The sequence below is a fragment of the Paeniglutamicibacter antarcticus genome (assembly GCF_039544305.1).
Classification (GTDB): Bacteria; Actinomycetota; Actinomycetes; order Actinomycetales; family Micrococcaceae; genus Paeniglutamicibacter; species Paeniglutamicibacter antarcticus_C.
Map to the genome: position 1 here is coordinate 105767 of NZ_BAABLK010000022.1, position 24085 is coordinate 129851.

General features: G+C 63.6%; 22 protein-coding genes, 1 pseudogene and 1 riboswitch. Of the genes and pseudogenes, 10 read left to right on the top strand and 13 right to left on the bottom strand.

All coding sequences use genetic code 11. The features are described from left to right. The first annotated feature begins 46 nt into the window (after positions 1-46). Positions 47-1756 carry an L-lactate permease gene (locus ABEA12_RS05515; protein WP_210099612.1) on the top strand — a complete coding sequence of 570 codons (1710 nt, stop codon included), beginning with the start codon at positions 47-49 and terminating at the stop codon, positions 1754-1756. Between the two features lie 86 nt (positions 1757-1842). After that, positions 1843-2577, top strand: coding sequence for a FadR/GntR family transcriptional regulator (locus ABEA12_RS05520; RefSeq protein WP_210099613.1), 735 nt, complete (start codon positions 1843-1845; stop codon positions 2575-2577). Positions 2578-2645: 68 nt separating this feature from the next. On the opposite strand, the gene ABEA12_RS05525 is transcribed toward ABEA12_RS05520, so the two are convergent. Together ABEA12_RS05525 and ABEA12_RS05530 are read right to left on the bottom strand one after the other, a co-directional pair. Next, entirely contained in the window at positions 2646-4307 is a 1662-nt protein-coding gene (locus tag ABEA12_RS05525; protein WP_210099614.1) for an amidohydrolase, read from the bottom strand. A 14-nt stretch (positions 4308-4321) separates the two neighbouring features. Beyond that, on the bottom strand, positions 4322-5797 hold the full coding sequence (locus ABEA12_RS05530) for an MFS transporter (protein WP_210099615.1): 1476 nt from the start codon (positions 5795-5797) through the stop codon (positions 4322-4324). Positions 5798-6036: 239 nt separating this feature from the next. Here ABEA12_RS05530 and ABEA12_RS05535 point away from each other — a divergent pair, with 239 nt between their 5' ends. Together ABEA12_RS05535 and ABEA12_RS18615 are read left to right on the top strand one after the other, a co-directional pair. Further along, complete coding sequence (locus ABEA12_RS05535) at positions 6037-6738, top strand: hypothetical protein (protein ID WP_210099616.1); 702 nt, start codon at positions 6037-6039, stop codon at positions 6736-6738. After that, positions 6639-6902: a protein NO VEIN domain-containing protein gene (locus ABEA12_RS18615; RefSeq protein ID WP_210099617.1), complete on the top strand. Its 264-nt coding sequence runs from the start codon at positions 6639-6641 to the stop codon at positions 6900-6902. Before ABEA12_RS05535 ends, ABEA12_RS18615 begins: the two co-directional genes overlap by 100 nt. Here the strand turns inward: ABEA12_RS18615 and ABEA12_RS05540 are convergent. Both ABEA12_RS05540 and ABEA12_RS05545 read right to left on the bottom strand, forming a co-directional pair. Next, a complete protein-coding gene (locus ABEA12_RS05540) occupies positions 6881-8026 on the bottom strand; it encodes an ROK family protein (protein ID WP_210099618.1) in 1146 nt (381 codons plus the stop codon). The genes ABEA12_RS18615 and ABEA12_RS05540 overlap by 22 nt on opposite strands. Before the next feature lie 283 nt (positions 8027-8309). Then, complete coding sequence (locus ABEA12_RS05545; protein ID WP_210099619.1) at positions 8310-9320, bottom strand: NADP-dependent oxidoreductase; 1011 nt, start codon at positions 9318-9320, stop codon at positions 8310-8312. A gap of 206 nt (positions 9321-9526) precedes the next feature. Here ABEA12_RS05545 and ABEA12_RS05550 point away from each other — a divergent pair, with 206 nt between their 5' ends. Next, positions 9527-10147 carry a TetR/AcrR family transcriptional regulator gene (locus tag ABEA12_RS05550; protein WP_210099620.1) on the top strand — a complete coding sequence of 207 codons (621 nt, stop codon included), beginning with the start codon at positions 9527-9529 and terminating at the stop codon, positions 10145-10147. 77 nt (positions 10148-10224) lie between these two features. Further along, positions 10225-11463 carry an MFS transporter gene (locus ABEA12_RS05555; protein ID WP_345466872.1) on the top strand — a complete coding sequence of 413 codons (1239 nt, stop codon included), beginning with the start codon at positions 10225-10227 and terminating at the stop codon, positions 11461-11463. 165 nt (positions 11464-11628) lie between these two features. Here ABEA12_RS05555 and ABEA12_RS18620 read toward each other — a convergent pair. The 8 genes and pseudogenes from ABEA12_RS18620 to ABEA12_RS05590 form a co-directional block, all read right to left on the bottom strand. Continuing rightward, positions 11629-12057, bottom strand: a pseudogene (locus ABEA12_RS18620) (amino acid permease); the annotation flags it as partial. Further along, positions 12057-12512 carry an APC family permease gene (locus ABEA12_RS18625; protein WP_425571740.1) on the bottom strand — a complete coding sequence of 152 codons (456 nt, stop codon included), beginning with the start codon at positions 12510-12512 and terminating at the stop codon, positions 12057-12059. The gene ABEA12_RS18625 and the pseudogene ABEA12_RS18620, both read right to left, overlap by 1 nt. 772 nt (positions 12513-13284) lie before the next feature. Continuing rightward, complete coding sequence (locus tag ABEA12_RS05565; protein WP_210099621.1) at positions 13285-13830, bottom strand: OsmC family protein; 546 nt, start codon at positions 13828-13830, stop codon at positions 13285-13287. Positions 13831-13870: 40 nt separating this feature from the next. After that, positions 13871-13989: riboswitch (SAM riboswitch) on the bottom strand. 195 nt (positions 13990-14184) lie between these two features. Further along, positions 14185-14688 carry a MarR family winged helix-turn-helix transcriptional regulator gene (locus ABEA12_RS05570; protein ID WP_210099622.1) on the bottom strand — a complete coding sequence of 168 codons (504 nt, stop codon included), beginning with the start codon at positions 14686-14688 and terminating at the stop codon, positions 14185-14187. 81 nt (positions 14689-14769) lie between these two features. After that, positions 14770-15510 carry a glycosyltransferase family 2 protein gene (locus ABEA12_RS05575; protein WP_345466876.1) on the bottom strand — a complete coding sequence of 247 codons (741 nt, stop codon included), beginning with the start codon at positions 15508-15510 and terminating at the stop codon, positions 14770-14772. Then, entirely contained in the window at positions 15507-16121 is a 615-nt protein-coding gene (locus ABEA12_RS05580) for a DUF2238 domain-containing protein (RefSeq protein ID WP_210099623.1), read from the bottom strand. The genes ABEA12_RS05575 and ABEA12_RS05580 overlap by 4 nt, the downstream gene beginning before the upstream one ends. A 5-nt stretch (positions 16122-16126) precedes the next feature. Further along, a complete protein-coding gene (locus ABEA12_RS05585) occupies positions 16127-16579 on the bottom strand; it encodes a hypothetical protein (RefSeq protein WP_210099624.1) in 453 nt (150 codons plus the stop codon). Positions 16580-16859: 280 nt separating this feature from the next. Further along, positions 16860-17327: a DoxX family protein gene (locus ABEA12_RS05590; RefSeq protein ID WP_345466880.1), complete on the bottom strand. Its 468-nt coding sequence runs from the start codon at positions 17325-17327 to the stop codon at positions 16860-16862. A 350-nt stretch (positions 17328-17677) separates the two neighbouring features. Here ABEA12_RS05590 and ABEA12_RS05595 point away from each other — a divergent pair, with 350 nt between their 5' ends. Beyond that, positions 17678-19027 (top strand): globin domain-containing protein, encoded by a 1350-nt coding sequence (locus ABEA12_RS05595; RefSeq protein WP_345466883.1) that lies wholly within the window; start codon positions 17678-17680, stop codon positions 19025-19027. Here ABEA12_RS05595 and ABEA12_RS05600 read toward each other — a convergent pair. Next, the gene (locus ABEA12_RS05600) at positions 18973-19293 is read right to left on the bottom strand and encodes a DUF2249 domain-containing protein (RefSeq protein ID WP_210099625.1); all 321 of its coding nucleotides are present in this window, start codon (positions 19291-19293) and stop codon (positions 18973-18975) included. The two genes, ABEA12_RS05595 and ABEA12_RS05600, sit on opposite strands and share 55 nt — an antisense overlap. 134 nt (positions 19294-19427) lie before the next feature. Here ABEA12_RS05600 and ABEA12_RS05605 point away from each other — a divergent pair, with 134 nt between their 5' ends. The 3 genes from ABEA12_RS05605 to ABEA12_RS05615 are packed head-to-tail and all read left to right on the top strand — an operon-like array spanning position 19428 to position 24027. After that, the gene (locus ABEA12_RS05605) at positions 19428-20138 is read left to right on the top strand and encodes a helix-turn-helix transcriptional regulator (RefSeq protein ID WP_210099626.1); all 711 of its coding nucleotides are present in this window, start codon (positions 19428-19430) and stop codon (positions 20136-20138) included. Next, a complete protein-coding gene (locus ABEA12_RS05610) occupies positions 20135-21343 on the top strand; it encodes a hypothetical protein (protein WP_210099627.1) in 1209 nt (402 codons plus the stop codon). Before ABEA12_RS05605 ends, ABEA12_RS05610 begins: the two co-directional genes overlap by 4 nt. Beyond that, positions 21340-24027 (top strand): multicopper oxidase domain-containing protein, encoded by a 2688-nt coding sequence (locus tag ABEA12_RS05615; protein WP_345466888.1) that lies wholly within the window; start codon positions 21340-21342, stop codon positions 24025-24027. The genes ABEA12_RS05610 and ABEA12_RS05615 overlap by 4 nt, the downstream gene beginning before the upstream one ends. Positions 24028-24085: the final 58 nt, after the last annotated feature.

The window sequence follows — 24085 nt, forward strand, 5'->3', positions numbered from 1 at the left end:
CCTAGAACCTTCTCCGCCCCGCACCCCATACGCGAAGGAACCCCCAGTGGATACATTCACACCCGCGACAGACCCGTTGGCCGGAAGCATCGCGCTTTCGGCCCTCGTCTCCCTCCTGCCCCTGGTGACGTTCTTCGTCATGCTGGCCGTGGTCAAGGCCAAGGCCCACATTTCGGGCCTTACATCCTTGTTTGTGGCACTTCTGGTAGCGATCTTCGTCTTTAAGATGCCTGCGGGCATGGCATTGATGTCAGGTGTCATGGGTGCGGTGTTCGGTGCCTTCCCTGTTGTCTGGATCGTCATCATGGCGATCTGGCTCTATCAGGTCACGGTGGTGTCCGGACGCTTCGAGGACCTTCGCCGGGTCTTTGACGTGATCGGCGGCGGCGATGTGCGCATCCAGTCCATCCTGATCGCCTTCTGTTTTGGCGGACTGCTCGAGGCGTTGGCCGGATTCGGCGCCCCGGTGGCCATCACCGCAACGATGCTGCTGGCCCTGGGTATGTCGCCGCTGCGTGCGGCTGCCGCAGTGCTGGTTGCCAACACCGCACCGGTGGCCTTTGGTGCGGTGGCCATCCCGATCACCACCGCCGCGGCACTGACCGGGTTGGATGCCAACCACATCGGCGCCATCGTGGGCCACCAGGCCCCGATCCTGGCCATCTTCGTACCGACCCTGCTGCTGTTCATCCTTGACGGCAAGCGTGGCGTGAAGGAAGTCTGGCCCGCGGCCCTGGTCATCGGCGCCTCCTTCGCCGTGGCCCAGTTCTTCTGCGCCACCTACTTCTCCTACGAACTGACCGACATCGTTGCCTCACTGGCGGGCCTCGGCGCAGCCGTCATCTTCCTGCGCTTCTGGTCCTCCAAGGGCCGCGAAGCCGCCCGTGAGCGTGTCCTCGTTGGCGGAGGCGCCCAAGGAAGCGCAGGAAACACCTCGACCTACGACGAGTCGGACCGCAAGCTGCGGCCCGGACCGACGTTCCTGGCGCTCTTCCCGTACCTGCTGGTGATCGTGATCTTTGGCATTGCAAAGCTCTGGAAACTCGGTGTCAGTGTTCCGGCAGCGCTGGCCTCCACCGATATCAAGGTCAGGTGGCCTATGCTTTACGGGCACATCGTTGACGCAGACGGCGACCCTGCCTCATCGACCATCTACAATTTCCAGTGGCTCTCGAACCCCGGGACCCTGCTGTTGTTCACCGGCCTGATAGTGGCCGTGGTCTACTCGCTGAATGACGACAACGGTAAATACAAGATCAAGGTCTCCCAAGCGATCGCCGAAATCGGGCGGACCATCTACAACATGCGCTGGGCAGCGACCACGATCCTGTCCGTGCTGGCCTTGGCCTACGTCATGAACCTCTCCGGCCAGACCATCACCATTGGCACTTGGCTTGCCGGTGCCGGCGCGTTCTTCGCGTTCCTGTCCCCGATCCTGGGCTGGATCGGCACCGCGGTGACCGGATCGGACACCTCGGCCAACGCCTTGTTCGCAAACCTGCAACAGACCGCCGGCATCAACGCCGGCATCGACCCGAACCTGCTAGTTGCCGCCAACACTTCCGGCGGCGTAGTCGGCAAGCTGATCTCCCCGCAAAACCTTGCGATTGCCGCCACCGCGGTGGGCATGGAAGGCAAGGAGTCAGTGATCCTGAAGAAGGTGGCCGGCTGGTCTGTGGGTATGCTGTTGATCTTGTGCGTGCTTGTCTACCTGCAATCCACGCCGATCCTGAGCTGGATGCTGCCCACCCCGTAGCGATTCGGTGACTGCTCGTCCGCGTTGCCGGGGCCTCGAGACGGCGCCGTGGAGCAAACGACACTGAAACATGGGAAAATGATCTTGTGACCAGTACAGCGAGTGAATCCGCGGTTCCCCCGCGTGCTTATGAAGTAGTGCTCAAAAGCGTCGAAGCGGACCTGCGAGCCGGCCGGCTGAAGATGGGCGACCAGTTGCCGGGGGAGCGGTCCCTGGCTGAAATGCATGGGATTTCCCGGGCCTCGGTGCGCGATGCGATCCGCATCCTCGATGCCATGGGAATGGTTCGCACCTCCACCGGATCTGGGCCGAACTCCGGCGCCGTGGTGATTTCTAACCCGGCCGTCGGGCTTTCAGCGACACTTCGGCTGCATGTCGCCTCGCGGCAGCTCCCGGTGGCAGACATCGTTGAGTCTCGCGTCCTGCTGGAAACATGGGCGGCCGAATCCGCCGACTTGGGAGCCGACCCCGAACGAAGCGCCAAGGTACTGGAGCGAACCGCCGAGTTGCTCAAAGCCATGGACGCTCCCGGTCTTGACCGCGACGCCTTCCACGACCTGGACGCGAAGTTCCACGTCCTGCTTTCCTCGCTCGCGGGGAATGCCGTCATCGAGTCGATGATGGAGTCCTTGCGCCTGTCGATCAGCGACTATGTCAGCGAGTCCATCGAGGGCGAGGAAAGCTGGCAGGAGATCTCCAGCGTCCTGCGCACCCAGCACCACGGTATCCACGAGGCGGTGGCGGCGGGGGACGGCAAGGAAGCTGCCAGGTTGTTGCGTGAACACATCGAATGGTTCTACTCGGAGACCCAAGCGAAGTAGCCAAAAACAGCTCGGCTTCGCTCATCCTTGACGTGGGATGAGCGAAGCGGACCTGTTTGAGTCAGGGGCTATGCCGAGAGGGACTGCGCAGGGCTCTGGGTGGGAACGCGACGACCGCCAATCCAGGTTTCCAGGATCCTGATGTCCCCGAGCTCTGCGGAGGGAACCTCCAGCGGGTTCCGGGCCAGGATCACCACATCGGCAAGTTTGCCTGCTTCCAGCGAGCCGACCTCGTGGTCGGAGAACAGCTGCCAGGCGGCGTCGATGGTCTGGGCCTTGATCGCATCGCGGATGCCGATGCGGTATTGCGGACCCAGCACCTTGCCCGAAGGCGTCTGGCGCATGATTGCGGCCTGCATGTTGAGCAACGGGGATTCCGGGGTCACCGGTGGATCGTTGTGCAGGGAAAAGCGCATCCCGACCTCAGCGGCTGCTCCGGCCGGGGTCCAGGCTTCGGCGTGATCGCCGAACAGCCCAAAGAGGATGTCGCCGTAATAGTGGATGTGGGCGACGAAGAAGGAAATGCCCACGCCCAGCTCCCATGCCCGCTTGACCTGTTCGGGGGTGATCGAGCCGCAGTGTTCCATCCGCAGGCGCGAGTCGACGCGCGGGAATTCGCCTATGACCTGCTCGAAGACGCTGAGCACCGTGTCGACGGCGATATCTCCGTGCACGTGGCAGGCCATTTGCCAGCCGTTGGCATAGTGCTGGCGGCAAATGGCCAGCAATTGTTCCTCGGTGTAGTTGGAGCAGCCCTGGTGTCCGGCACTGACCCCGATGGCCTCGGTTTCGGTGCTGTCCTCATAGCCGAAACTAGTCTCGATGTTCCCGACCCACGGGGACCCATCGGTCCATACCTTGACTCCCGTGGGACGGAACATCTGCGTGGCCTCGCCCATCAACGGATCGGTTCCCGGTGCCGGGATCTCTTCGCGGATCCCGGACATCTCGTAGGATCGGATGCGCACCGGAGGTTCAAAGGTGCGTTGGTATTCGTTCATCAGCGCGTAGGAATCCGGGTGGAAGGCCAGGTCTCCGGTGGTGGTGACCCCGGCGGAAGCCATGCGGTGCAGCTCGAAATCGAGGAACGTAGAGAACTTCTCCGCCCCGGCATTCATTTTTGGGCCCATGAAGTTCATGACCGCAGGGATTTCCAGGGCTTCGCCGGTGAGCTCACCGGCCTCGTCGCGCAGGTACTGCGAGGCGCCCGGGTCTTGGGTGTTCCGATCCAAGCCGAGGGCTAGGAGTGCGGCGTCATTGGCCCAGGCCGAGTGGGCCGAGTAATGCATGACCGACAGCGGGACGGTGGGGGAGAGCTCACTGAGCCACGCCCCGCTGATGCGGGGCAGCTCGGGCAGCAACAGCGGGTCCCAACCAAAAGCGGCAACCCAGGCTCCTTCACCTGCGTTCTCGGCTTCGGAGATTGCGGTGCGCAGTTTCTCCATGACCACCTCGGCGTTGCTGCAGAGCGAGGCGCGGATGTCGATGGCGTCTGGCCCGATGAAGTTCATTTCAGCTGTCGGGTGGCCGTGGGCCTCGATAAACCCGGGCAGGACGGTGGCTCCGGCCAGGTCCCGGACCTCGGTGTCGGGCCCGGCCAGAGCCATGACCTGAATCGATGAGCCGACGGCCAGGATCTTTCCGTCCGTGAAGGCGATGGCCTCGGCGGTGCCGAATCCGGCATCGACGGTGAGCACGGTGGCATTGGCCAGAATCGTTGTCGCGTACATGAGGGCCTTTCGGTTTACGCCGTGGCGCGGCGGTTGCGCGGGGACAGGAGCAGGAAGATCAGGCCGGCCGCGATCACGAAGATGATCGATTGGACGGCCAGTCCCATGCCGTAGGCGTGGGCGGTCATGACGCCGTCCTGCATGAAGATGGTGGACATGGGACCGGCAAGGGCGAAGCCCAGGCCGAACCCGAACTGGCCGACGGCCGGTTTGACGGCGCCCACTGCACCGACCTGGTCCGCGGGTGCCGAGCCCATGATGATGGCGCTTTGCGGGTTCTGCATCCACATCACCGCGAAGCCAACAATGAACAGGCCGGCGGCCGGAAGAACGATGTTGTGCGGGTCGCGCATGAGGATCTGGCTGGCGAGGCCGGCAGCACACAGCAGCAGGCCGCTGGTGAACATCGTGCGGTTGGTGGCACCGAAGCGCTTCTGGGCGACACCTGCCATCGGTGCGCCGCAGATCATGCCGATGTACATGACGGCCACGACCAGCGATACCGCCGAGGCGGGGACCCCGGCCGGCAGTGCCAGGGCAGGGTACTGTCCCAGCAAGGAGGCATCGGCCCAGTTGAACAGGACACCTGCCAGGCATGCTGCGGCGAATGCGGGCTTCTTGAATAGTTCCACGGGAAACGCGGGATCCTGGATGCGGCGTTCCCAGATGGCAAAGGAGCCCAGGATAAGCAGCGCCAGGAATATTCCGCCGATGACCGGCGGGCTTGCCCAGCCGCGGGTGGATGCCTGCCCGATCGAGTAGACCAGCGCGATGAGTCCGATACCGGCAAGGACCACGCCCACGGTGTCGAATTTCCGCTGGGTGGATGCACGGTTTTCAGGAAGGAGCCTCAGTGCGGCACCCGTCAGGAGAACGCAAAGCACTGCGGTGCAGACGTATGTTGCGCGCCAACCCAAGGCCGACTGGATGGTGCCCGAGAGCGAGGTGGCGACGACGATGAGCGTGGCGCCGGCGCCGAAGAACAGCCCGAATGCCTTGGGCAGGTCCTTCTTCTCAAAGAGCGTCGGGATCAAGGCAAGGCACATGGCAAAGGACATTGCCGTTGAAACGCCCATCAGCACGCGTCCGGCGCCGAAGACCAGTGGGGTCGGGGCTGCTGCGGTGATCAGCGCGGCGACGCCCATCAGCAGGATTCCTGCGACCAGGATCTTTTTGCGTCCGTGGCGGTCCCCGATGATGCCAACGCCGAGCATGCTTGCCGCCAAGACAATGGTGCCGATGCTTTTCAGGAAGGCCGCCAATGAGGGGTCCATGCCCAGTGCGTTGGCGGCGGCGGGCATGGCCACCGAATGCAGCGCCGGATCCACACCCTGCATTCCACCAACCAACGCGATGCAGATCATGGCGGCCATGACTGGCTTGCGTGAACGGAGCGCGTTCGACGGCCAGAGTTGCGCTGCCGGGGTATGGATGGGTGCCGGAACAACAGCCGGTGCCTTGCTGCGGTGGGTACGCGAAATGGTGCTCAATGTTGCTCCTGGTGCGGGGATCAAGGATGCGGACGCGGCGGGGAGGGTGGAGTGCCGCACGTCACCTTAAAAGCTTATTCCACGCCGTGGATAATGTCGAGTGGAACCTTCTGTTTCTTTTCCGGCGCGCTTTATGCGGGAAAGACCTGATCCGATCCACCGGTGTGCGGATCTGTCCTTGGCTTGGCTCGGGTACCCTGGGAGAACTACTGGTCAGCGTCAAAAAAGGGAAACGGCTCGTGAGGGAATCGGTGGTCGGCACAGCTTGGACCCAAGAGGAGAACGAGGCCACCATCGAGGCGTACTTTTCCTTGTTCCTAGCGGATCTGAGCGGGGAGCCGATCAACAAAGCGGCCACCTACCGGAGGTTGGCGGTTCGGTTCGGCCGTGCGGCCAAGGCTTTCGAGTTCAAGATGCTGAACATTTCAGCGGTGCTGGTCAGGCTCGGTTGGCCCTACCTGCGCGGACTCATGCCCAAGGCAAATTACCAGGGGGCGCTGGAGATCGCGGTGGCTCAGCATATAGCACAGCGGGCTCCGGGGGACTTCGCTGCGCTGGACAGCCCCGCACCGGCGCAGATTCCTCCGGGTCGCGTCGACCTCGTGTTGCAGCCTGTGCCACGGCTGCTCGAAGGCGGATTGCTTGAACCGCGGAACCGGATCGTGCGTGCCGCCAAGCGTGACTACGCGGCGATCGAGGCAGCAAACTCCACCTTGGGCCTGGCCGGGGAGCTGGTGGTTGCCGAGAGCGAGTCACGGGCGTTGTTTCTGGCCGGCCGCAAGAAACTCTCCAACCGTGTCGAACATGTTTCCCAGACACGGGCGACGGGCTCGGATACGACGTGCTCTCCTTCGATCCGGGCGGGCGGGAACGGCATATCGAGGTCAAGACCTCGAGGCATGGGGCGGGGACCCCGTTTTTCGTTACGGACAACGAAGTAAGGGTCTCGGAACGCAGCCCCGAAACCTATTGGCTCTACCGTCTCTACGATTTCCGGGGGCATCCGGGGCGCGTTGCCAGGCCGAGCCCGGCCTACAGGTTGCAGGGGGACCTGCAACGAAACCTTGACCTGCGACCGGTGAGCTACCGGGCCTTGCCGGCCTGATTCCTTGGCCCACGGACCGCCCCGGGCTGCATTGCCACGGCCAGGCCCGCGGCAATCTGCATGCCGCGGTTGACGGGGGTGAATGGTTCCTCGGCAAATGCGATGCCGAGCCCGCTGATGGCGGGAACGGGGCCAACGGATTCCAGCTGCCTGGTCATTTCCGGCTCGAGGTATTTCGCCAGTGCCGAGAGGTAACCGTCGATCAGCAGTGCGCCGGGGTTCACGATGGTGGCGATGGTATCGACCGTGATCCCCAGCCAGCGTCCGGCTTCGTTTAGTTCCCTGAGCACCAGCTCGTCTCCGGCTTCGGCACGGGACAGGATCTGGCGGACAAAGTGTTCGTGACGCAGTGCCAGCTGGGGAAGCAGGCGCACAGCACTGTCATGTTCCCCGTTGCAACGGGTGTAGAGGCTGGCCAGTCCAATGCGTGTTTCAACGCACCCCCGCCTACCGCACCAACATTGCGCGCCCGTGGGGTCAACGACGAAGTGCCCAAACTCGCCGGCCAGCCCGGTGGAACCGTGTTCAAGTGCCGATCGGCTGTAGATGCCACCGCTGACCGCATACAACCCTCCCAAGTGGGCGACGGTACCGGTTTGCGTTCGAGCCGGGGAATCCCTGAGCCGGGCCAGCAGCGAGTAGTTTGTTGCCCTGTCGATCCCCACAAGCACGGTAGGGGCGATGCCCCTGTTGATCGCCTGCAGCAGGTCGAGCAGGACCTTGCGCAGAGGGTACGGGCGTGACCAGCCGTTGAGGATCGAGCGCATCATGACACCCGAGGCGCGGTTTACCGCGCCGGGTACGGCAACTTCCAGGGCAAGCAGCTCCTTGCCTTCCTTGGCGTTGGCCGAAGCAATGTGGTTCAGCGCCTCGGCGACATAGTTCATGTATTCGTCGATTTCCAGTGACTCGGGTGTTCGAATGGAGTACGAGGTGTCGTATTCCCCGGCGATGCCGCCGGTTGCTACATGGATGGCGCCGTTATCGAGGTTGAGCGAGGCGGTGCTCCAGCGGTTGTCGGCCAGTGCGATGTGGTGGGACGGTCTTCCGATGGCTCCCGGGCTGGTGTCCGGGACCTCGATGGCTAGCTCGCGTTCGCGGAGTTCGGCAATTAGTTTTGTCATGGCAGTGATGCCAAGTCCAGTGCGTGCGGCGATCTGAGAGCGGGACAGGGGCGTTCCGGAGGCAAGGGCGAGCAGTATCCGGGAGAGATTGTGCTCGCGAAGATGTGCAATTGAACCACCGCTTGACCCAAGCGGTCGAGGTGGATTCAACATACCCATCCTTGGTTTCGTCGGCCGATGAATATCCAGTCTAGGCGGCCGGGGCCCGTTGGGGACGAGACAAGGCGTCGTCTCCAACAGGCACAGGGTACTTGGTGCAGCCGCGCCGACCGAGGTTGGCTCCTTAGAGCTTGACCACCATTTTGCCGGTGTTTGCTCCGCGCATCAATTCCAGGAAAGCCTCCACCGCATGGTCCAGGCCGTCGATCACGGTTTCATCCATCGCGATCTTCCTCTCACCGATCCACCCTGTCATCTCGGTCATGAAGTCGGTCATGTGCTCGGCGTGGTCGCCTACGATGAACCCCTGGAGCTTCAGGCTGCGGGTGACCATGTTGCCCATGTTGTCCGGGCCCGGTACTGGCTCGGTAGCGTTGTAGGTGGAAATCGCACCGCACAATGCCGCGCGTCCGCCTTGGTTGAAGGCATCCAGCGCAGCTTCCAAGTGGTCACCGCCCACATTGTCGAAGTACACGTCGATGCCCTGCGGTGCGACCTTGGCCAACTGCTCGCGAACCGGGGCGTCCTTGTAGTTGAATGCCGCATCAAAGCCGTATTTCTCGGTCAGGAGCTTGACCTTTTCATCGCTCCCGGCCGATCCTATGACCTTCGATGCGCCTTTGAGGCGGGCGATCTGGCCCACGGCGCTTCCGACGGCACCGGCCGCACCGGAAACGAAGACCGTGTCCCCTTCCTTGAGCCCGGCGATGCGCAGCAGGCCGACGTAGGCGGTCAAGCCGGTCAGGCCCAGCGTGCCCAGGTATGCCGACAGCGGCAGGCCCGGAACAACCTGGACCAAGCGGAAGCCGGTGGCCGGGCCCTGGGCAATATCCCGCCAGCCCTGTTGGTGCAGCACGGGGGCGCCAACAGGGAGGCCCTCGGCGCGGGACTCGAGAACACGGCCCACCGCGCCGCCGGTCATGACCTCATCGAGCGCGTAGGGCGTGGCGTAGGACTTGGCGTCGTTCATGCGTCCACGCATGTATGGATCAACGGAGATGAACTCGTTGGCCACCCGGACCTCGCCTTCAGCCAGGTCCGGAAGCTCAACCGTGGTTGTGCCGAAGTCCTCGGGGGCTGGCCATCCGGTAGGACGATGGGCCAAGTGGATCTGGGTGCTGGACTGGATTGTCATGGAAAACGTGTCCCTTGCATTGGAGGTCTGTGAATCACAACGCCGCGGTGCAGCCGGATTGGAAGCGCAACGCACAACGGCCGCATCGGTTGCGAAGGTGTAGGTCGTCTCCGGGAGGCATCCGCCGTGGCTGTCCCGCAATTGTGTAATGGTCGTTCCAATATATACTGGAACGACCATTACACAAATCAAGGAGTGCCCGCTTCATGGCCAGGACGCAGGAATTCGATACGGCCAAGGCGCTTTGCGATGCCCGTGCGGTCTTTTGGGACAAGGGATTCGAATCAACCACGATTTCAGACCTCGAGGTTGCCACCGGACTGGGCCGATCGAGCATCTACCACGGTTTCGAATCCAAGCGAGGCCTCTTCGACGCCGTCATCAACGACTACATGGACACGGTCCTGCGTCCAAGGCTCGAACTGCTCACGCACCAGGAAGCCCTAGGTGGCGGCATTGACGGGTACCTGGCCTCGTTGGCTGAATCCTTGAAGGATGCCGCAGAGACGGCGGGCGGCCGGGGTTGCCTGCTGCTGAACACCGCGGCCGGGATCGCAGGTACCGATGCAACGCTTCAGCTACTGATCAGCGGATACCAGCTTGAACTACGCCACTGCGTGGGACTTGCGCTGAAAACCACGGACCCCGGCCAAACGGATTCCAGGGTCGCTGCCCGGTCAAGGATCGTTGCAGGGCTGATCATGTCGGCGCTGCTGCTGGCACGCATCAACCTCGAGGAAGCCGTGGCGACCCTTGGAGCGGCTCGCGCACAGGTTCGTGACTGGGACGGATCGATCCAGCCGCAGCGGGCCAAACGCCCGTTGTGAAGCCGGACCGCTGTGAAAAATCCCTCCATGTGACGAACTTGCCGGCTCCCGGCCACCGGGAGTCGTAACCTATAAGGATGCCCAACGCACCAGAACCCAACCCCGCGGTGACCCCCGCAAGCGCACGTCCCGTTTCACGCGGATTCATGCTGATTTCGCTCACCGCCGTGGTTCTTGTGGGATTCAACCTGCGTGCCGGGATCACCAGCGCCTCGGCGCTCTTCCATGACCTGCAGCTCTACCTGGGCTACGGTCCGTTCGTTGCCGCGCTACTTCCATCGATCCCGACATTGGTTTTTGCCGCTGCCGGTGCAGCGACGGCATGGCTGGCCCGTCGGCTGGGACTCACCGGGACGCTGCTGCTGGCCTTGTGCGTGCTCACTGCAGGACTTGGCTTCCGCGCCTTGCCCACCACCTGGGCATTGCTGGCCGGAACAGTGGTTGCGATGTGCGGGATTGCGCTGTGCAACGTGGCAATGCCCTCCTTCATCCGCCAGCATTTCGCGCACAAGACTTCCATGATGACCGGGGTCTACACGATCACCATGTCCATCGGTGCCACGGCGGCTTCGGCGTTGAGCGTGCCGCTGGCACTGGCGTCGGGGTCCCCGACCATCGGGTTGGCCACCTGGAGTCTCTTGGCCTTTGCTGCGGTCCTGGCCTTCATCCCCTTTGTGTTCATGACCCGCGTCGAGAAGGGCACCGCGCCCAAGCCTGCCGGAACCAGTCCGCTCTCGCTGCTGCGCACCAAGCGCGGACTGGTGATCACCGGGCTGTTCAGCGTCCAGGCGTTGATGGCGTACTCGCTGATGAGCTGGCTTCCCAGCGTCTTGATTTTCCGCTCAATGTCCCCGGCGCAGGCCGGGGTCATCCTGGGCGTGTTGCAGCTGACCTCGATTCCGGCAACGATCTTCGCGCTGTGGCTGGTGAACAAGCACAACATGCTGCGCGGGGCCATCATCATGTGTTCGGTTGGGGTGGCGTTGGGGATCGCGGGCCTGCTGGTGTTGCCGCTGTCGCTGGCTTGGCTGTGCGCGGTGTCCATGGGCGTCGGATTCGCTGTCTTCCCGCTGGTGCTGCTGGTGATTTCCCACAGCGGCGACACGGCGGAAGAAGCCACGGCGATGAGCACCCTGGCCCAGTCCGTCGGCTATTTGTTGGCGACCAGCGGTCCCTTCGGCATGGGGTTGCTCTTTGCGGCCACAGGGTCCTGGACGCTCCCGTTGATCCTGCTGATCTGTATCGCGGGAGTGCAACTGGTTTTGGGCGTTGTTGCCGCTTCCTACCGCAAGACTATTCCGGAGCGCGTGCAGTAGTCCCGAAGTTCTCGGTCCCGGCGGGCCTATTGGTTGGCGGAGGCGCCTCGAAGTCCATCTCAAGCAACGGCAAGACCCTGGACTTGATGACGTGCCGGTGGATGAGCCACAGCCCAGGAAGATCGGGATGCCGCTGTAGGGGGAGAGCACCGCCAAGGACCCTCCGGCCACGACCGCCGCGAAGTTTTGTCCGGAGATCACCAGGATCAGCACGGCGAAGCCGCGCAATGGCCCGATGGGCAAGAGCGTCGCCCGGTAGGGCAGGTCGCTTGTCTTGTTGCCCTGGGCCAAGAAACCGCGCCTGAACCTGTAGTGCGAGATGGCTGTTCCCGCCCAGAGGATAAAACCGCTGAGCCCCGAAGACATTCAACAGCCAGGTGTATGCGGCGCCCTGCCCGACGATGGCCGACAGGAATCCAAAGAGCCCCACAACGGAGGTGGCCAGCAGTGCGAAGGTGGGGACGCCGCGTGCGCTGGTGCGGTCAAAACCTTGGGTGCCTTGCCGACGTGGCCCATGGCGTAAAGCATCCGGGTGTAGGCATATAGCCAGGACTTTCCCGCCGACTGGATCGCGGTGAGGATGACGGCGTTCATCAATGCCGCGGCGAATGCGATGCCTGCACGCTCAAAAACCAGTGTGAACGGGCAAGCGGCGACGTCGGCCGAGGCCCGAAGCCAAGAGAACTGCGATCGGTGAAGGGAACCAGGCAACCGATGACGACGATGGAACCGATGCAGAAAATCATGCTGCGCCAGAAAAACGTGCGGATTGCCCGCGGTATCTCGCGCTTGGGATTCTTTGCCTCGCCGGCGGTAACGCAGACTAGTTCGGTGCCGTGGAAGGAGAACCCGCCGTGTAAGAGATCCTCACGGTTTTGCCGGTTGCTGAACCCGGGCAGGTGCTCGACCAAGATCCCGAGGATCATCAGCACCCCGGCGATCAGGAACAACACCACCGCGGGAACCTTGAACAGCGAAAGCCAGAACCAGGATTCGCCAACGGCCTTGGCCGAGAGCGCGTTGAGCCCGGTCAGTACGACAAGAAACACTCCCGCCCAGACCCAGCCGGGAACCAGAAGTCCATGAGGATCCCGGCTGCGACCAGCTTCGCGGCGACGGGAATCTTGGCGGCTATCTCGCCCAAGGACTACATCAGCAAGAACACCATCAGGCCAACCATCACGTAGATGGCCAATGCGCCGCCGGAGGCGACGAACAGCCCGGTGCCGATGGTGGTCATCTGCAGGTGTCGGCTGCCGAGCCCGCGCTTGAGCGCGTCCTGGGCCTGGTGGACGTCGTTTCCGCCTGCGGACGGATCCGCTTCTTACCCCGCGGATGGCGCGGCCGGGTCAATCCTCGTCGAAGTGCCGCTGCCCGTTATCAGGCCACACCCGCTACGGAATTCGAAGCACGTGGCGAAAATGCCGGGGATGATGCACTGCTTTTCTGCTGCACTGGCGGCTTCCCTGGCTGATGGTCTATCGGGACCCGGACCTGGGCCTTGCCGCAGCCGCTGAGCCGGGGAACTGCTTGAGTACCCGGGTTCGGGTCCGCACCCAGTCCGGCGACCGGTGTGAAGCACAAACGACGCTGCTGAGCAGAAAACAGAACCGATCCATTGTGTCGTGGTAGTGCCGCGAAACTTGAATCGGGGATTGCCCTGGATGTTTCCGGGGGATATATCCGCTGGAATCCTGCTTGGGCGAACAGCGGGGGTTTCTGTGGCGACTGCCAAGAACCCCGGTGGAACAACGCAAGAAGCCGCGGGCCGGTGCCGATCGGCATGATCGGCACCGGCCCGCGGCCGTGTTCCTGGTGGTGCTAGTTCGAGGTGACCAACTCGACGCTCACCGGCGTGGGGTTGGTGAAGATATCGAGCACAGGGCAGTGCGTGTCCACGGCTGCTTGGAGTTCCTCGTAGCGTTCGCGGGTTTCCGGTCCGTCGATCTTCACTTTCAGGCGCACATCGCCGAAACCAGGACGAACGGTTGCCTCGATGCCGAAGAGCCCGCGCACGTCCAGGTCGGCATCCGCGTTGACTTCCAGGGAATCGATCTTCAGGCCCAGCTGTTGGGCGTACAGGCGATAGACAACAACCTGGCAGGAAATGAGCGCGCCGAGGGCGAACTCGACGGGGCTGGCTGCCACGTCGTCTCCGGCCAATGCCGCCGGCTCGTCAACGGTGAAGCTGTGCTTCCCGGCGGTGATCTGACTGGATACCGATCCGGTGGAAACGCCGCTTGTGGTGAAGGTCAGCGACGCGCTTGCGGTGTTGGCGGCAATGCGATCGCCCCAGGCGGTGCCGGCGGCAATGAGCTTTTGGGAGCGAACCGTTTCAAGGGTGTTTTCAAGCAGGATTTCTGACATGGGAAGTTGATCCTTTCGTGGCTGGCGCGCACCAAGCACAACGCCATACTTACGCCGAACCAGGCAGGCGGCGTCGAATCCTCACCTGGCGCACCCCGCTATGACGAAGGGGGTTGCGGTCCAACCGGCCAGGGCCGTGAATGGTTGGAGCTCGTGATTCTGCTATTGAGTCTTCCCGAATCCGTGGCACGGGAGCAAAAGGGGCCCTTAATGGTTCGTCATGACAGCTCGGGATCATATCGAATGTTGGCCGGATGACGGTGGCGTTTGGCCCTGTATTGACGATTTTCCGGGTGGATCTCCGATCTCGTGGCGAAGAAACCGCAAGACGCCGTGCGGTAGGGTCCGCTGCCCTCAGCCGGAGCGGTGCTGGGAATCGCTGTCGTTCAGCTTCGAGAGCAGGTCGGCGAAATGCCTGATTTCACCGGCGTCCCAGGATGCCAGGCGGTTGCGCAAGCGTTGGCGGGAGGCGGCACTCGAATCGAGGAATCCGGTCCTGGCCAGATTGGTGACGCTGACCAGCATTGCCCGGCCGTCCTGCGGGTCCGGGACCCGGGTGACCAGGTCATGGGCCTCGAGCCACTTGATCGTCCGGCTCATGGTGGCCTTGTCCACTTGCAGTTCCTCTGCCAAGGTTATTTGCTGCTGGGCGTGTTCGCGGACCAAAATCGAAAGCACGTTGTATCCCAGTGGCTGAAGGTCCGGGTGGATGGAGGTGGCTTTCTTGCGGATTCCCCGTCGGGCCGTGACTGCTATCCGGGAGAACTCGTGTTCCACTTCCAAGACCAGAGATTCAAGTTGTGATCCGACGGAAGTTATTTCCGGCGCCGGCATGGGGTCGGAGTATGGGGAGGTCATGGCCACCATTTTAGTCTCGATGGAACGGATTTTCGCTCCGCGGCATCAAGCAGGGAGATCATGTTACACAAATCAGCCCGGTTAGCGCTGCTGGCGCGGTGGAACCAATCGACGTCGCCAGCGGTTCCAAACCCCCGGTCCGGAACCGTTGTGGACCAGTGTTCGCAGGGCCATGCGGATGGACCCGCGCAACGTCCCACGACCGGAGAAAACCCGTCCGGCGGCCCCCACGCGCAACCGCCTGTCAAAAAGGACCGCTGTTCCGTCTTCGAGCTTGCAGCTGAAGTCCAGATCGTCGTGGATGCCATCGACGCCAAGGTCCAGTTGTGCGCGCACGTTGGGCCATAGCTCGCGGCGAAACGCCATGTTCGACCCCCACAGGGGAATGCGGGCCACTGCGCCGCCCAGTGCCAAGAAATACGCTCCGGCGTAGAAGACCGACGCCACGTAGCCCAGGCCGCGCGGTTGGTCGTAGAACCTGCCCGGGCCGGTCAACGCATCCACCCGTCCGGAGGAGATGAAATGCTCCTCGATGTATTGGAGCCAGTCGGGAGCGGGACGTGTGTCAGCATCGCAACGCACGATGATCTCGGAGCCCGCGGCATCGTATCCAGCGGCCGCCGCCGCCGGGATCCCGGGTACCGGCTCGTAAATGACTCGGGCTCCGGCGGCCCTGGCCAACTCCGCGCTGGAATCGGTGCAGCCATTGTCCACGATGATGATTTCGTCCGGGACCCGGCTCTGCCGGGACAACAAATCGAGGAGGACCGCCAAGTGCCCGGCATCGTTGAGCACCGGGACCACCACGGTGATGCTTGTCATGCCACCGCCCGACGTCGCGAGGAACGCCCGAGCCACAGTGCCCCGGCCACGGCTCCCGCGACGCCGCAGAGCAGGTCGATGATGGTGTCGAAATATCCGACCCCAACCTCCTCATTGATGAATTCGTGCCCGATCCATTCCCCGATCTCCCAGAGCACCGCCATCAAGGCGCCCAGCCCGGTGACGCTCAGCAGTGAGCCGAAGGCCATGCGCGGAGAGCCGGGCACCGGGAGCATCCGGTGTTGGACCAGAAGGTCGTGAAGGATCATGGTCAGCACCATCAGCACGGCGAAGTGGACCACGTTGTCGAGCCATTGGACCTGCTTGTAGGTGCTCAGGGTGCTGAAGGTTCCCGCGAGCAACAAAGTGATTTGGCCCGCAACGTCCTGCAGGCGCGTGACCGAGTAGACGCGCATGATCCAGGTGCCGCCGGATACCAGGAGCATGGTCAGTGCCGGAAGCGGGCCGAAGCCGATCCAGGCGGCAGGAACGGCAAGCAGCGCGAGCAGGCGCAGCGCGTCGGTGGCGTGCGGAACAAAAGTCGACTCGTAGGCCCGGGCGTATGTAGCCTTCAGGCGTGTGGCCGGTTGATGGGTCGGGGAAGATGGCATGGAAATCAAGCTTGTTCCCTTGGGGGCACGGATTCGTGCTGCGCCCGTCCGCGTGTGCGTCGCTCTTCCTTCATGCGGGCTTCGAAGAGGTGGCGTTTTCCCTCGGCAAGTTCCTGCCTGATCCCGCGTTCCCGCTCCTTGAGCTCGGCATAGTAGCCATCGTCGTATTCCTCGACGATCTGGAAGGTCCATCTGCCGTCCAGGACGTTTCGGCCTACCATCGAAGCGTCAAGTTCGGAGGCAATGTCGCCGTGGCCGGCGTCCCGGAGAAGCTCCACAGCTTCTCCCAATGCCAAATCAGCCTTGCCAGTGAGGCGATGGAATCGATACAGGCTGCCGCGGGCGTCCTCAACGACTTCCAAGGCCTCTGAGAGTTTCCCCAAGGCTTGCACGGTTTGGTCGGAGATTCCTTGCGGAACCAAGTGCTCAGGTGAGGGCTTCTCACGTTCCTGTCGCATTCCGGTCTCTTTCCAAAGGGGGATTTTCTATCTGGGGCTGGCAGAGTCAGGACCCTCCGCCCGTGACGTCTTGGACGCTTCGTAGGACCACCTCCCGGGTGGGTGGCATCATGAATCTACCGTCGCATGGGCAAAAAGTTAATGGGCGAAGCCAAAACATCCTGGCCGATCATGTACTTCCATTGTGGAACCATGGCGCAGCGGTGGCAAGCTGGTTTCCCGGAACAGTTGCCAATAAAGCGAATGAGGGAATCGAACCGGTATGCGGCGCAAAGGGCCGTTAGGGCTTGTTTCGCCGGCGCATCTCCCGCCAGGCCCCGGTGGACCACAGCGCCCACATCACTAGCAGTGGCTGAAAGAACAGTCGCGTCAGCCGCGCGGCATCGCTGTCCAAGCCGAAGGCGGGCCGTTGATCCAGGTACTGGGCGATATTGCCCGGGAAGACGGCAAGGAAAAACAATGCCACGGCAAGGCCCAGGGGAGCCCTGCGTTTTCGCAACAGGACCAGGCCTGCCCCGAGCCCGATTTCCACGACACCGGAAGCCAAGACCACCGCATCAGCATCCAGGGGGACCCAGCCCGGGACCTGGGACCGGAACTCCTCCCTGGCGAAGCTCAGGTGGCTGGTTCCGGCGAAGATGAGAAAGGCGCCAAGCGCGGCCGCCCCGATCCTGCGTGCCGGAGAAAGACGTGCTGCCGGTTCCGTGAGCCAGGACCAGGACCAGGACCTGGAAATGCGTCTGTTCATCCCCGTAACTTAGCACGCGACGGGTTTGGCGCCACCGCTGTTCTTGCCACTTGCACCGGATGTGGAACGGGGTGGACACCGGTTGGGGCGACATAACATCGGCGGGCCAGGAGGGCGCCAAATGTGCCGGCCGCAGCATGGTTGATTCGGCTCCGGGCTTCGAACGTGCACGTCATCCACCGGTGCCCGGTGGGATCCCGAAGCACCCGTGATCGGGACCCGATGCATTCTTGGAGTCACGTTGAACCGGATCCTGTCTTCCTGCGCTGCGCCGGTGATAGGTTCTGCCAACGTCGCGCGGGGAATGGAACCTGCCGGTGGAACGGATTCGACCGAGGAGCCCCGAGGACATGCTTTCCGATTCTTCATTACCACTCATCAAGGCCACGCTTCCCGTGGTTGCGGAAAATATCCAAGAGATCGCAAGCCGGTTCTACCGGCACATGTTTCAAGGACGTCCCGAACTGCTTGACGGGATGTTCAACCGCGGCAACCAGGCTGATGGCAAGCAGCAGCAGGCGCTGGCCGGATCGATAGCCGCGTTTGCGGTGGCGCTGGTTGAGCGCCCTGACCGGTTGCCTGACCAGCTGCTGGATAGGGTCGCCCACAAGCACGTCTCGCTGGGTCTTCGACCGCACCAATATGCAATCGTCCATGAAAACCTGATGTGGGCCATCGTCGACACCCTGGGCGAGGCAGTGACCCCGGAAGTCGCGGCCGCCTGGGACGAGGTTTATTGGATCATGGCCAACATGCTGATCAACAAGGAGCGCGGGCTCTACTCGGCCGTCAACCTGACCCCGGATGAGATCTGGCGGACCTGGGAGGTCACCGAGCGGATCGAGGAAACCGAGGACGTCGTCAGGTTCGTGGTGCGGCGCAACGACCCCCGGCCCACCAAGTCATCACTGCCGGGCCAGTACGTTTCGCTGAAGCGGGAGATGGCCGACGGCGTGCATCAATTGCGCCAGTACAGCCTCACCCGCGCCGATGACGGGGAGCACCGGCAGTTCGCGGTCAAGCGGGTATCAGGGATCAAGGGCAACCCCGACGGGGAGATGAGCAACCTGCTGCATTCCTCCTTGGTTCCCGGGGACCGGGTCATGCTCTCGGCACCGTTCGGCGACGTGGTGCTGAACTACTCCAACCGTCCCGTGGTGCTGGCCAGCGCCGGAATCGGGATCACCCCCATGGCCGGGATGCTCTCGCACATGGTCCATGCCGGGGCCTCCCGCAAGGTCCATGTATTGCACGCCGATGCACATCCGGGCTCGTTCGCGCTGCGCGCCCAAGTGGAGGAGGACCTCGCTGCACTGCAGCACGGGCGCCTCGATGCCTGGTTCGAGAATCCCGGGGAGTCCAGCGCGGGCAACGAACATGTGGGCTTCATGAATCTGGAAGACACCAAGCTGGATGACGACGCGGAGTACTACCTGTGCGGGCCGCTGCCGTTCATGCAGCATGTGCGCAGCTCGCTGGTGGCCAGGGGCGTGCCGGCCAAGGACATCCAGTACGAGGTCTCGGTCCCGATTTGTGGATGGCTGACCTCCAGTAGACAGAAGCGGCCAAGGTCTTGTCCGCGGGGGCACAAAAGCCGTGGGAGCGGTCATCCGGACCGTTCCCACGGCTTTCCCCCCAAATGCGCTCAGGCCTTGCGAAGCAGCTGCAGGCGCCAGGTTTCCGGTCCCTCTTCGAGGTAGCTGATCTCAAAGGCGCCGGGTGCGCGGGTTTCGATCTGCTCGAGCAACGGCAACGGATTGTGCGGTGCCAGCAGGATCAGGCCGCCGCCTAAGGCGATGGAGTCCAAGGCGCCGAAGATCGTTGCATGGCGGATCGCATGCGGGATCACCCGGGCATCAAGTTCCGGGAAACCCGCGTCGTGGTCTCCGCATGCGCACTCATGGACAGCTGGTTGGTTCTGCTTCTCGGCTTCTTCCTTGCTGGAAGAAATAACAATGTCAGCCATGGTGGGGTTCCTTTGCTCGGGGTGGTCACGGTTTCCAGACTCGACTGGTAACCTGCCAATCATTTTATTACAGTTAACTACGTGGAAAACAATTTATGTAGTCGCAGCATGTCATGTGCCGCCTTGGTCGCACCGTGAACCCCCCGACAGATCGATCCGGGACCGGCACCAGGCGCACGTCTTTCGGGCGCCCGCTCTCACCCACGCGCTTGCGGATCCTTGAATTGCTCGAGGCGCAATCGACTCCCACGACCCTTGCCGCGCTCACGAACATCTGCGGACTTCATGAAAACACCGTACGGGCCCACCTCGAGGATCTGCTGCGCGACGGATACCTCCAGCGCCGCCGTGCCACCTCCGAGGGCCGTGGTCGTCCGGCCTGGCTCTGGGAGGCGCATAGGCCCATTGAGCCTTCTCCCTATGCGGGTCTGGCCTCGGCGCTGGCCGCGGTCCTGCACGAATCGAGCGCGGACCCCGTGAAGGACGCAGTGGTTGCTGGCCGTGCGTGGGGCAGGGAGCTGGCCGGCAAGCAGCAGGTCGAGCCCCTCGAAGGGGACCGCCGCGTTGACCAGGCCCGCTCCCGCATCGTGGAGATGCTCGAGGACGTCGGATTCGCACCCGATCCCGATGCCGCAAACGAACAGGTTCTCCTGACTCGTTGCCCGCTCATTGAAGCGGCAAGCAAGCACCCGGAAATCGTCTGCGGTGTCCACCTGGGGATCATCCAGGGAAGTTTTGCCGAAATGGGATTCGACGGTGCCGCCAGTACCCTCGTCCCGTTTTCGGCCCCCGGCCAGTGTGCGCTGCACCTTCGCGCAACCAACGCCGAAAAGAATCCCGAATGAGCGCCGCACGCCAAGCCGCCCGACGCAAACCCAGGCGGATCCCGGCACGAACCCTGCTCATGCTGCCCGCAGCCGTAAGCCTGCTGGCAGGGCTCAACGCCGCGCTCGTGTTGCTTGGCCTGCCTGCCCCGATCAACGCCACCGCATGGTCCCAGATCCACGGCATGGTCTTGGCCCTTGGCTTCGTGGGAACGCTGATCGCATTGGAACGGGCGGTGGCCCTGGGAACACGGCTCGGCTACCTGAGCCCGCTCTTGCTCGGGGCAGGTTCCATCCTCCTACTCATGGGCCTGCCGCAATTCGCCGGAAAGCTCGGACTACTTGCAGGGATGGCCGTACTGGTGTGGGTCTACCTGCCGCTTTGGCGCCGCCAACGAGACCACGCGGTATTGATCCAGCTCCTGGGAGCGGCGTTGGGCACCGGAGCGGCGCTCCTGTGGCTCGGAGGCGTAGGGATGTCCCTGCTCCTGCCCTGGCTGGTGGCTTTCCTTGTGCTGACCATCGTGGGCGAGCGCATCGAGCTGGCGCGCATCACGATGGGCCCGCTGGCCGGGATGCGGGCACTGCAGCTTTCCTGGCTCCTGGCCTTCGCCGTCGTGGCTTCGCTGCTCGACGCCCAGTGGGGCATTGTTGCTTTCGGGGTGGCATTGGCCATCTTGACCATCTGGATGGGGGCCCATGACGTGGCTCGTCGAACCATCGGGGCCACCGGGGCCACCCGGTTCATGGCCGCCTGCATGCTGGCCGGCTATGCCTGGTTGCTGGTTGCCGCGATCACCTGGTGCTTCGGGTTCCCCTCCAGCAGGGCCGCCTACGACACGGTGATCCACGCGGTATTCCTGGGCTTCACCCTCTCGATGATCATTGCCCACTCCTCGACGATCCTTCCGGCGATCCTTCGCCGGCCACTGCCCTACCGGCGGATGATGTGGGCCCCGGCAGCCCTGCTGTGGGCCGGGCTGCTGCTGCGGCTCTGGATCGGAAACGGACTGGGCATCGACTGGGCTTGGCAGGCCGGCGGAGCGGCAAACATCATCGCGCTGCTGCTCTTCCTGCTCCTGGCCGTTGCCTCGGTGCTGATGGGTGAGCCCAAGCCGGAACTCAGGCAGCCGCCCGGGATGGGCAAACCGTTGCCGTACGCCAACCCCTCCGTGCAACCACCGCGCACGGGCCTGACGATATCGATACCGGAGACCAAAAAATGAGCAAGAACCCGGCCAGGGGATTCTGGCCCATGCGCGACTTGCCGGTGGCGTTCTGGCTGGTGGTGCTCGTAGTTGCCACATTGGTCCACCGGCAGATCCCGGCACCCCGCTGGCTCATGATCCACCTGCTCCTGCTCGGAGCCCTGTCCCACGCCATCCTTGTCTGGTCCCAGTACTTTGCCATCGCACTGCTGCGAACCCCTCCGAGGGAACACGACAGGGCAACCCAGAACTGGCGGCTGGTCATGCTCAACGCCGGTACCTCGGTGGTCATCATCGGGGTGCTCTCCGGGCTCTGGCCCATCACCGCGCTCGGGGCGGCGCTGATTGCCGGCGCCGTCATCTGGCACGGGGCAAACCTCTTCACCCGCATGAGGCGCGCGCTGCCCTCGCGCTTTGGCGCCACGGTGAAGTACTACATTGCCGCGGCATGCTTCCTGCCCGTCGGGGCCGTGCTTGGGACCATCTTGGCCCACGGCTCCGGCTCACCGACCCATGAGCAGCTCACCTTGTCCCACGCATTGATCAACGTGCTGGGATGGGTGGGGCTCACGGTGGCCGGAACACTGGTTACTCTGTGGCCCACGATGCTGCGGACCAAGATCGCCGACGCCGCGGCAAGGAACTCCCAGCGCGCCCTGCCGGTGCTCATCTCCTCGGCGCTCACCGCGGGGATCGGTGCGGGATTCGGGCTCATCCCGGTCGCTGCCCTTGGGCTGCTTGGCTACATCACCGGTCTGGGGCTCATGGCCTCATCATTCATCCAGGTGGCCAGGAACAAGCCACCGAAGACCTTCTCGACGCTCTCTGTCCTCGGGGCCGTCAGTTGGTGGATCGGTGCCCTGGTTGCGCTTCTGGTTTCCATGCTGGGCACCGGGGACTGGCAGGTGCTTAGCCGCCTTTTCTCCTCCATCACCCCTTTCCTCGTTGCCGGGTTCGCCGCCCAGGTGCTGCTTGGGGCCCTGTCCTACCTGGTGCCGGTGGCACTGGGCGGCGGGCCTGCGCCGGTGCGCGCGGCAACCACCATGCTGGACCGCGGCGCAGTGCTACGGGTTTCCACGGCCAACGCCGCACTGCTTGTATGTGCGCTTCCGGTTCCCTCGCTGGTGCGGGTGCTGTGTTCGGCGCTTTACCTAGTGGCCATGGCCAGCTTCCTGCCCCTGCTCTTCATGGCGCTTCGATCCCACAAGACAGCCAAGGCGAAGGTCGCAGCCGAGGCCAAGAACCAGGTAACTTCCACCGGGCTCCCGCCCCCGCGGGTGCGCATGGCCCCGGAAGGCGAACGCCCGGCGGGCCAGCGCGCCGGGCAGGCCATGGCCGGGCTCATCGCGGTGGTGCTAGCTATCGCCATGGGCGTTGCCCTCGACCCCGCGGCCTCGGGCCTGGGTGCACCCGCTCCGGCGGCCGGCGCGGCCACGGCAGGGCCGGTGGCTGCCACACAGAGAAAGACCGTGAAGGTGAAGGCCGCCGACATGCGATTCTCCCCGTCCTTGATCGAGGTTCAGCCCGGGACGCATCTGGTCATCGAGGTGACCAACACCGACGCGGCAGAGACCCACGACCTGGTGCTGGCCACGGGGGCGAACAGCGGACGGTTGGCCCCGGGGCAAAGCGCCACCATCGACGCCGGGGTCATCACCGGGCACGTTGCTGCCTGGTGTTCGATAGTGGGCCACAAGCAGATGGGCATGGTGCTGGACATCAAGGCCACCGGTGCCCCCGCTGCGCCACGCGCCGAGGGGAACGAACCGGAATCCGGGCATGGGTCGATGCAGATGCCCGCCGCCGCAACGCCCGATTTGCTGGCCGCCCCGGAGAAGGCGTTCACGGCACACGATGCCCGTCTGCCAAGGCTGCCGGCGAAGGCCAAGGATTCAAAGCCCGCCGTGCACAAAGCGACGTTTACCGCGACGGAAGCGGTCCTCGAGGTATCCCCGGGGGTGCGGCAAAAGCTCTGGACCTTCAACGGCACCGCGCCGGGCCCGCTGTTGCACGGGCGGGTAGGGGATAAGTTCGAGATCACGCTTCGGAACGACGGTTCCATGGGCCACTCCATCGACTTCCACGCCGGGGCCTTGGCACCGGATGAGCCGATGCGTACGATCCAGCCCGGGGAATCACTGCTCTACAAGTTCACCGCCTCCAAGGCGGGGATCTGGATGTACCACTGCTCCACCATGCCCATGAGCGCCCATATCGCCAACGGGATGTTCGGCACCGTGGTGATCGAGCCCGATGACCTGCCGGTGGTCGATGAGTCCTACGTCCTGGCCCAGTCCGAATTCTATTTGGGCGCCCAGGACGCCGAGGTGGACACCGCCAAGCTGGCAGCGGAGAAGCCGGACCTGGTGGTCTTCAACGGCTATGCGAACCAATACGTGCACCGGCCGCTGGAGGCCAAGGTCGGCGAACGGGTCCGGATCTGGCTGTTGGACATCGGCCCCAACCGGGCATCGTCGTTCCACGTGATCGGTGGCCAGTTCGACACCACATGGCTCGAGGGAAATTACCTGCTCGATGGGCGGGGCAAGGGCCAGGGCGGAAGCCAGGCACTGGCCATGGGCGTGGCCCAGGGCGGGTTCGTGGAGCTCGTTTTCCCCGAGCCAGGACACTATCCCTTCGTCTCGCACGTCATGGTCGATGCCGAACGCGGAGCACAAGGAGTGTTCAAGGTCGTGAAATGACTGTCGCGGTTCAACGCTCTTGAACCGCGGGGTTGCCGGTTTGCCCTTGCAACGCTTC

Coding starts and splice junctions, on each gene's coding strand:
- ABEA12_RS05615 (WP_345466888.1), top strand. CDS start 21,340: ATGAGCAAGAACCCGGCCAGGGGATTCTGGCCCATGCGCGACTTGCCG.
- ABEA12_RS05570 (WP_210099622.1), bottom strand. CDS start 14,688: ATGACCTCCCCATACTCCGACCCCATGCCGGCGCCGGAAATAACTTCC.
- ABEA12_RS05525 (WP_210099614.1), bottom strand. CDS start 4,307: ATGTACGCGACAACGATTCTGGCCAATGCCACCGTGCTCACCGTCGAT.
- ABEA12_RS05600 (WP_210099625.1), bottom strand. CDS start 19,293: ATGGCTGACATTGTTATTTCTTCCAGCAAGGAAGAAGCCGAGAAGCAG.
- ABEA12_RS05575 (WP_345466876.1), bottom strand. CDS start 15,510: ATGACAAGCATCACCGTGGTGGTCCCGGTGCTCAACGATGCCGGGCAC.
- ABEA12_RS05545 (WP_210099619.1), bottom strand. CDS start 9,320: ATGACAATCCAGTCCAGCACCCAGATCCACTTGGCCCATCGTCCTACC.
- ABEA12_RS05595 (WP_345466883.1), top strand. CDS start 17,678: ATGCTTTCCGATTCTTCATTACCACTCATCAAGGCCACGCTTCCCGTG.
- ABEA12_RS05610 (WP_210099627.1), top strand. CDS start 20,135: ATGAGCGCCGCACGCCAAGCCGCCCGACGCAAACCCAGGCGGATCCCG.
- ABEA12_RS05550 (WP_210099620.1), top strand. CDS start 9,527: ATGGCCAGGACGCAGGAATTCGATACGGCCAAGGCGCTTTGCGATGCC.
- ABEA12_RS05580 (WP_210099623.1), bottom strand. CDS start 16,121: ATGCCATCTTCCCCGACCCATCAACCGGCCACACGCCTGAAGGCTACA.
- ABEA12_RS05540 (WP_210099618.1), bottom strand. CDS start 8,026: ATGACAAAACTAATTGCCGAACTCCGCGAACGCGAGCTAGCCATCGAG.
- ABEA12_RS05565 (WP_210099621.1), bottom strand. CDS start 13,830: ATGTCAGAAATCCTGCTTGAAAACACCCTTGAAACGGTTCGCTCCCAA.
- ABEA12_RS05590 (WP_345466880.1), bottom strand. CDS start 17,327: ATGAACAGACGCATTTCCAGGTCCTGGTCCTGGTCCTGGCTCACGGAA.
- ABEA12_RS05555 (WP_345466872.1), top strand. CDS start 10,225: ATGCCCAACGCACCAGAACCCAACCCCGCGGTGACCCCCGCAAGCGCA.
- ABEA12_RS05585 (WP_210099624.1), bottom strand. CDS start 16,579: ATGCGACAGGAACGTGAGAAGCCCTCACCTGAGCACTTGGTTCCGCAA.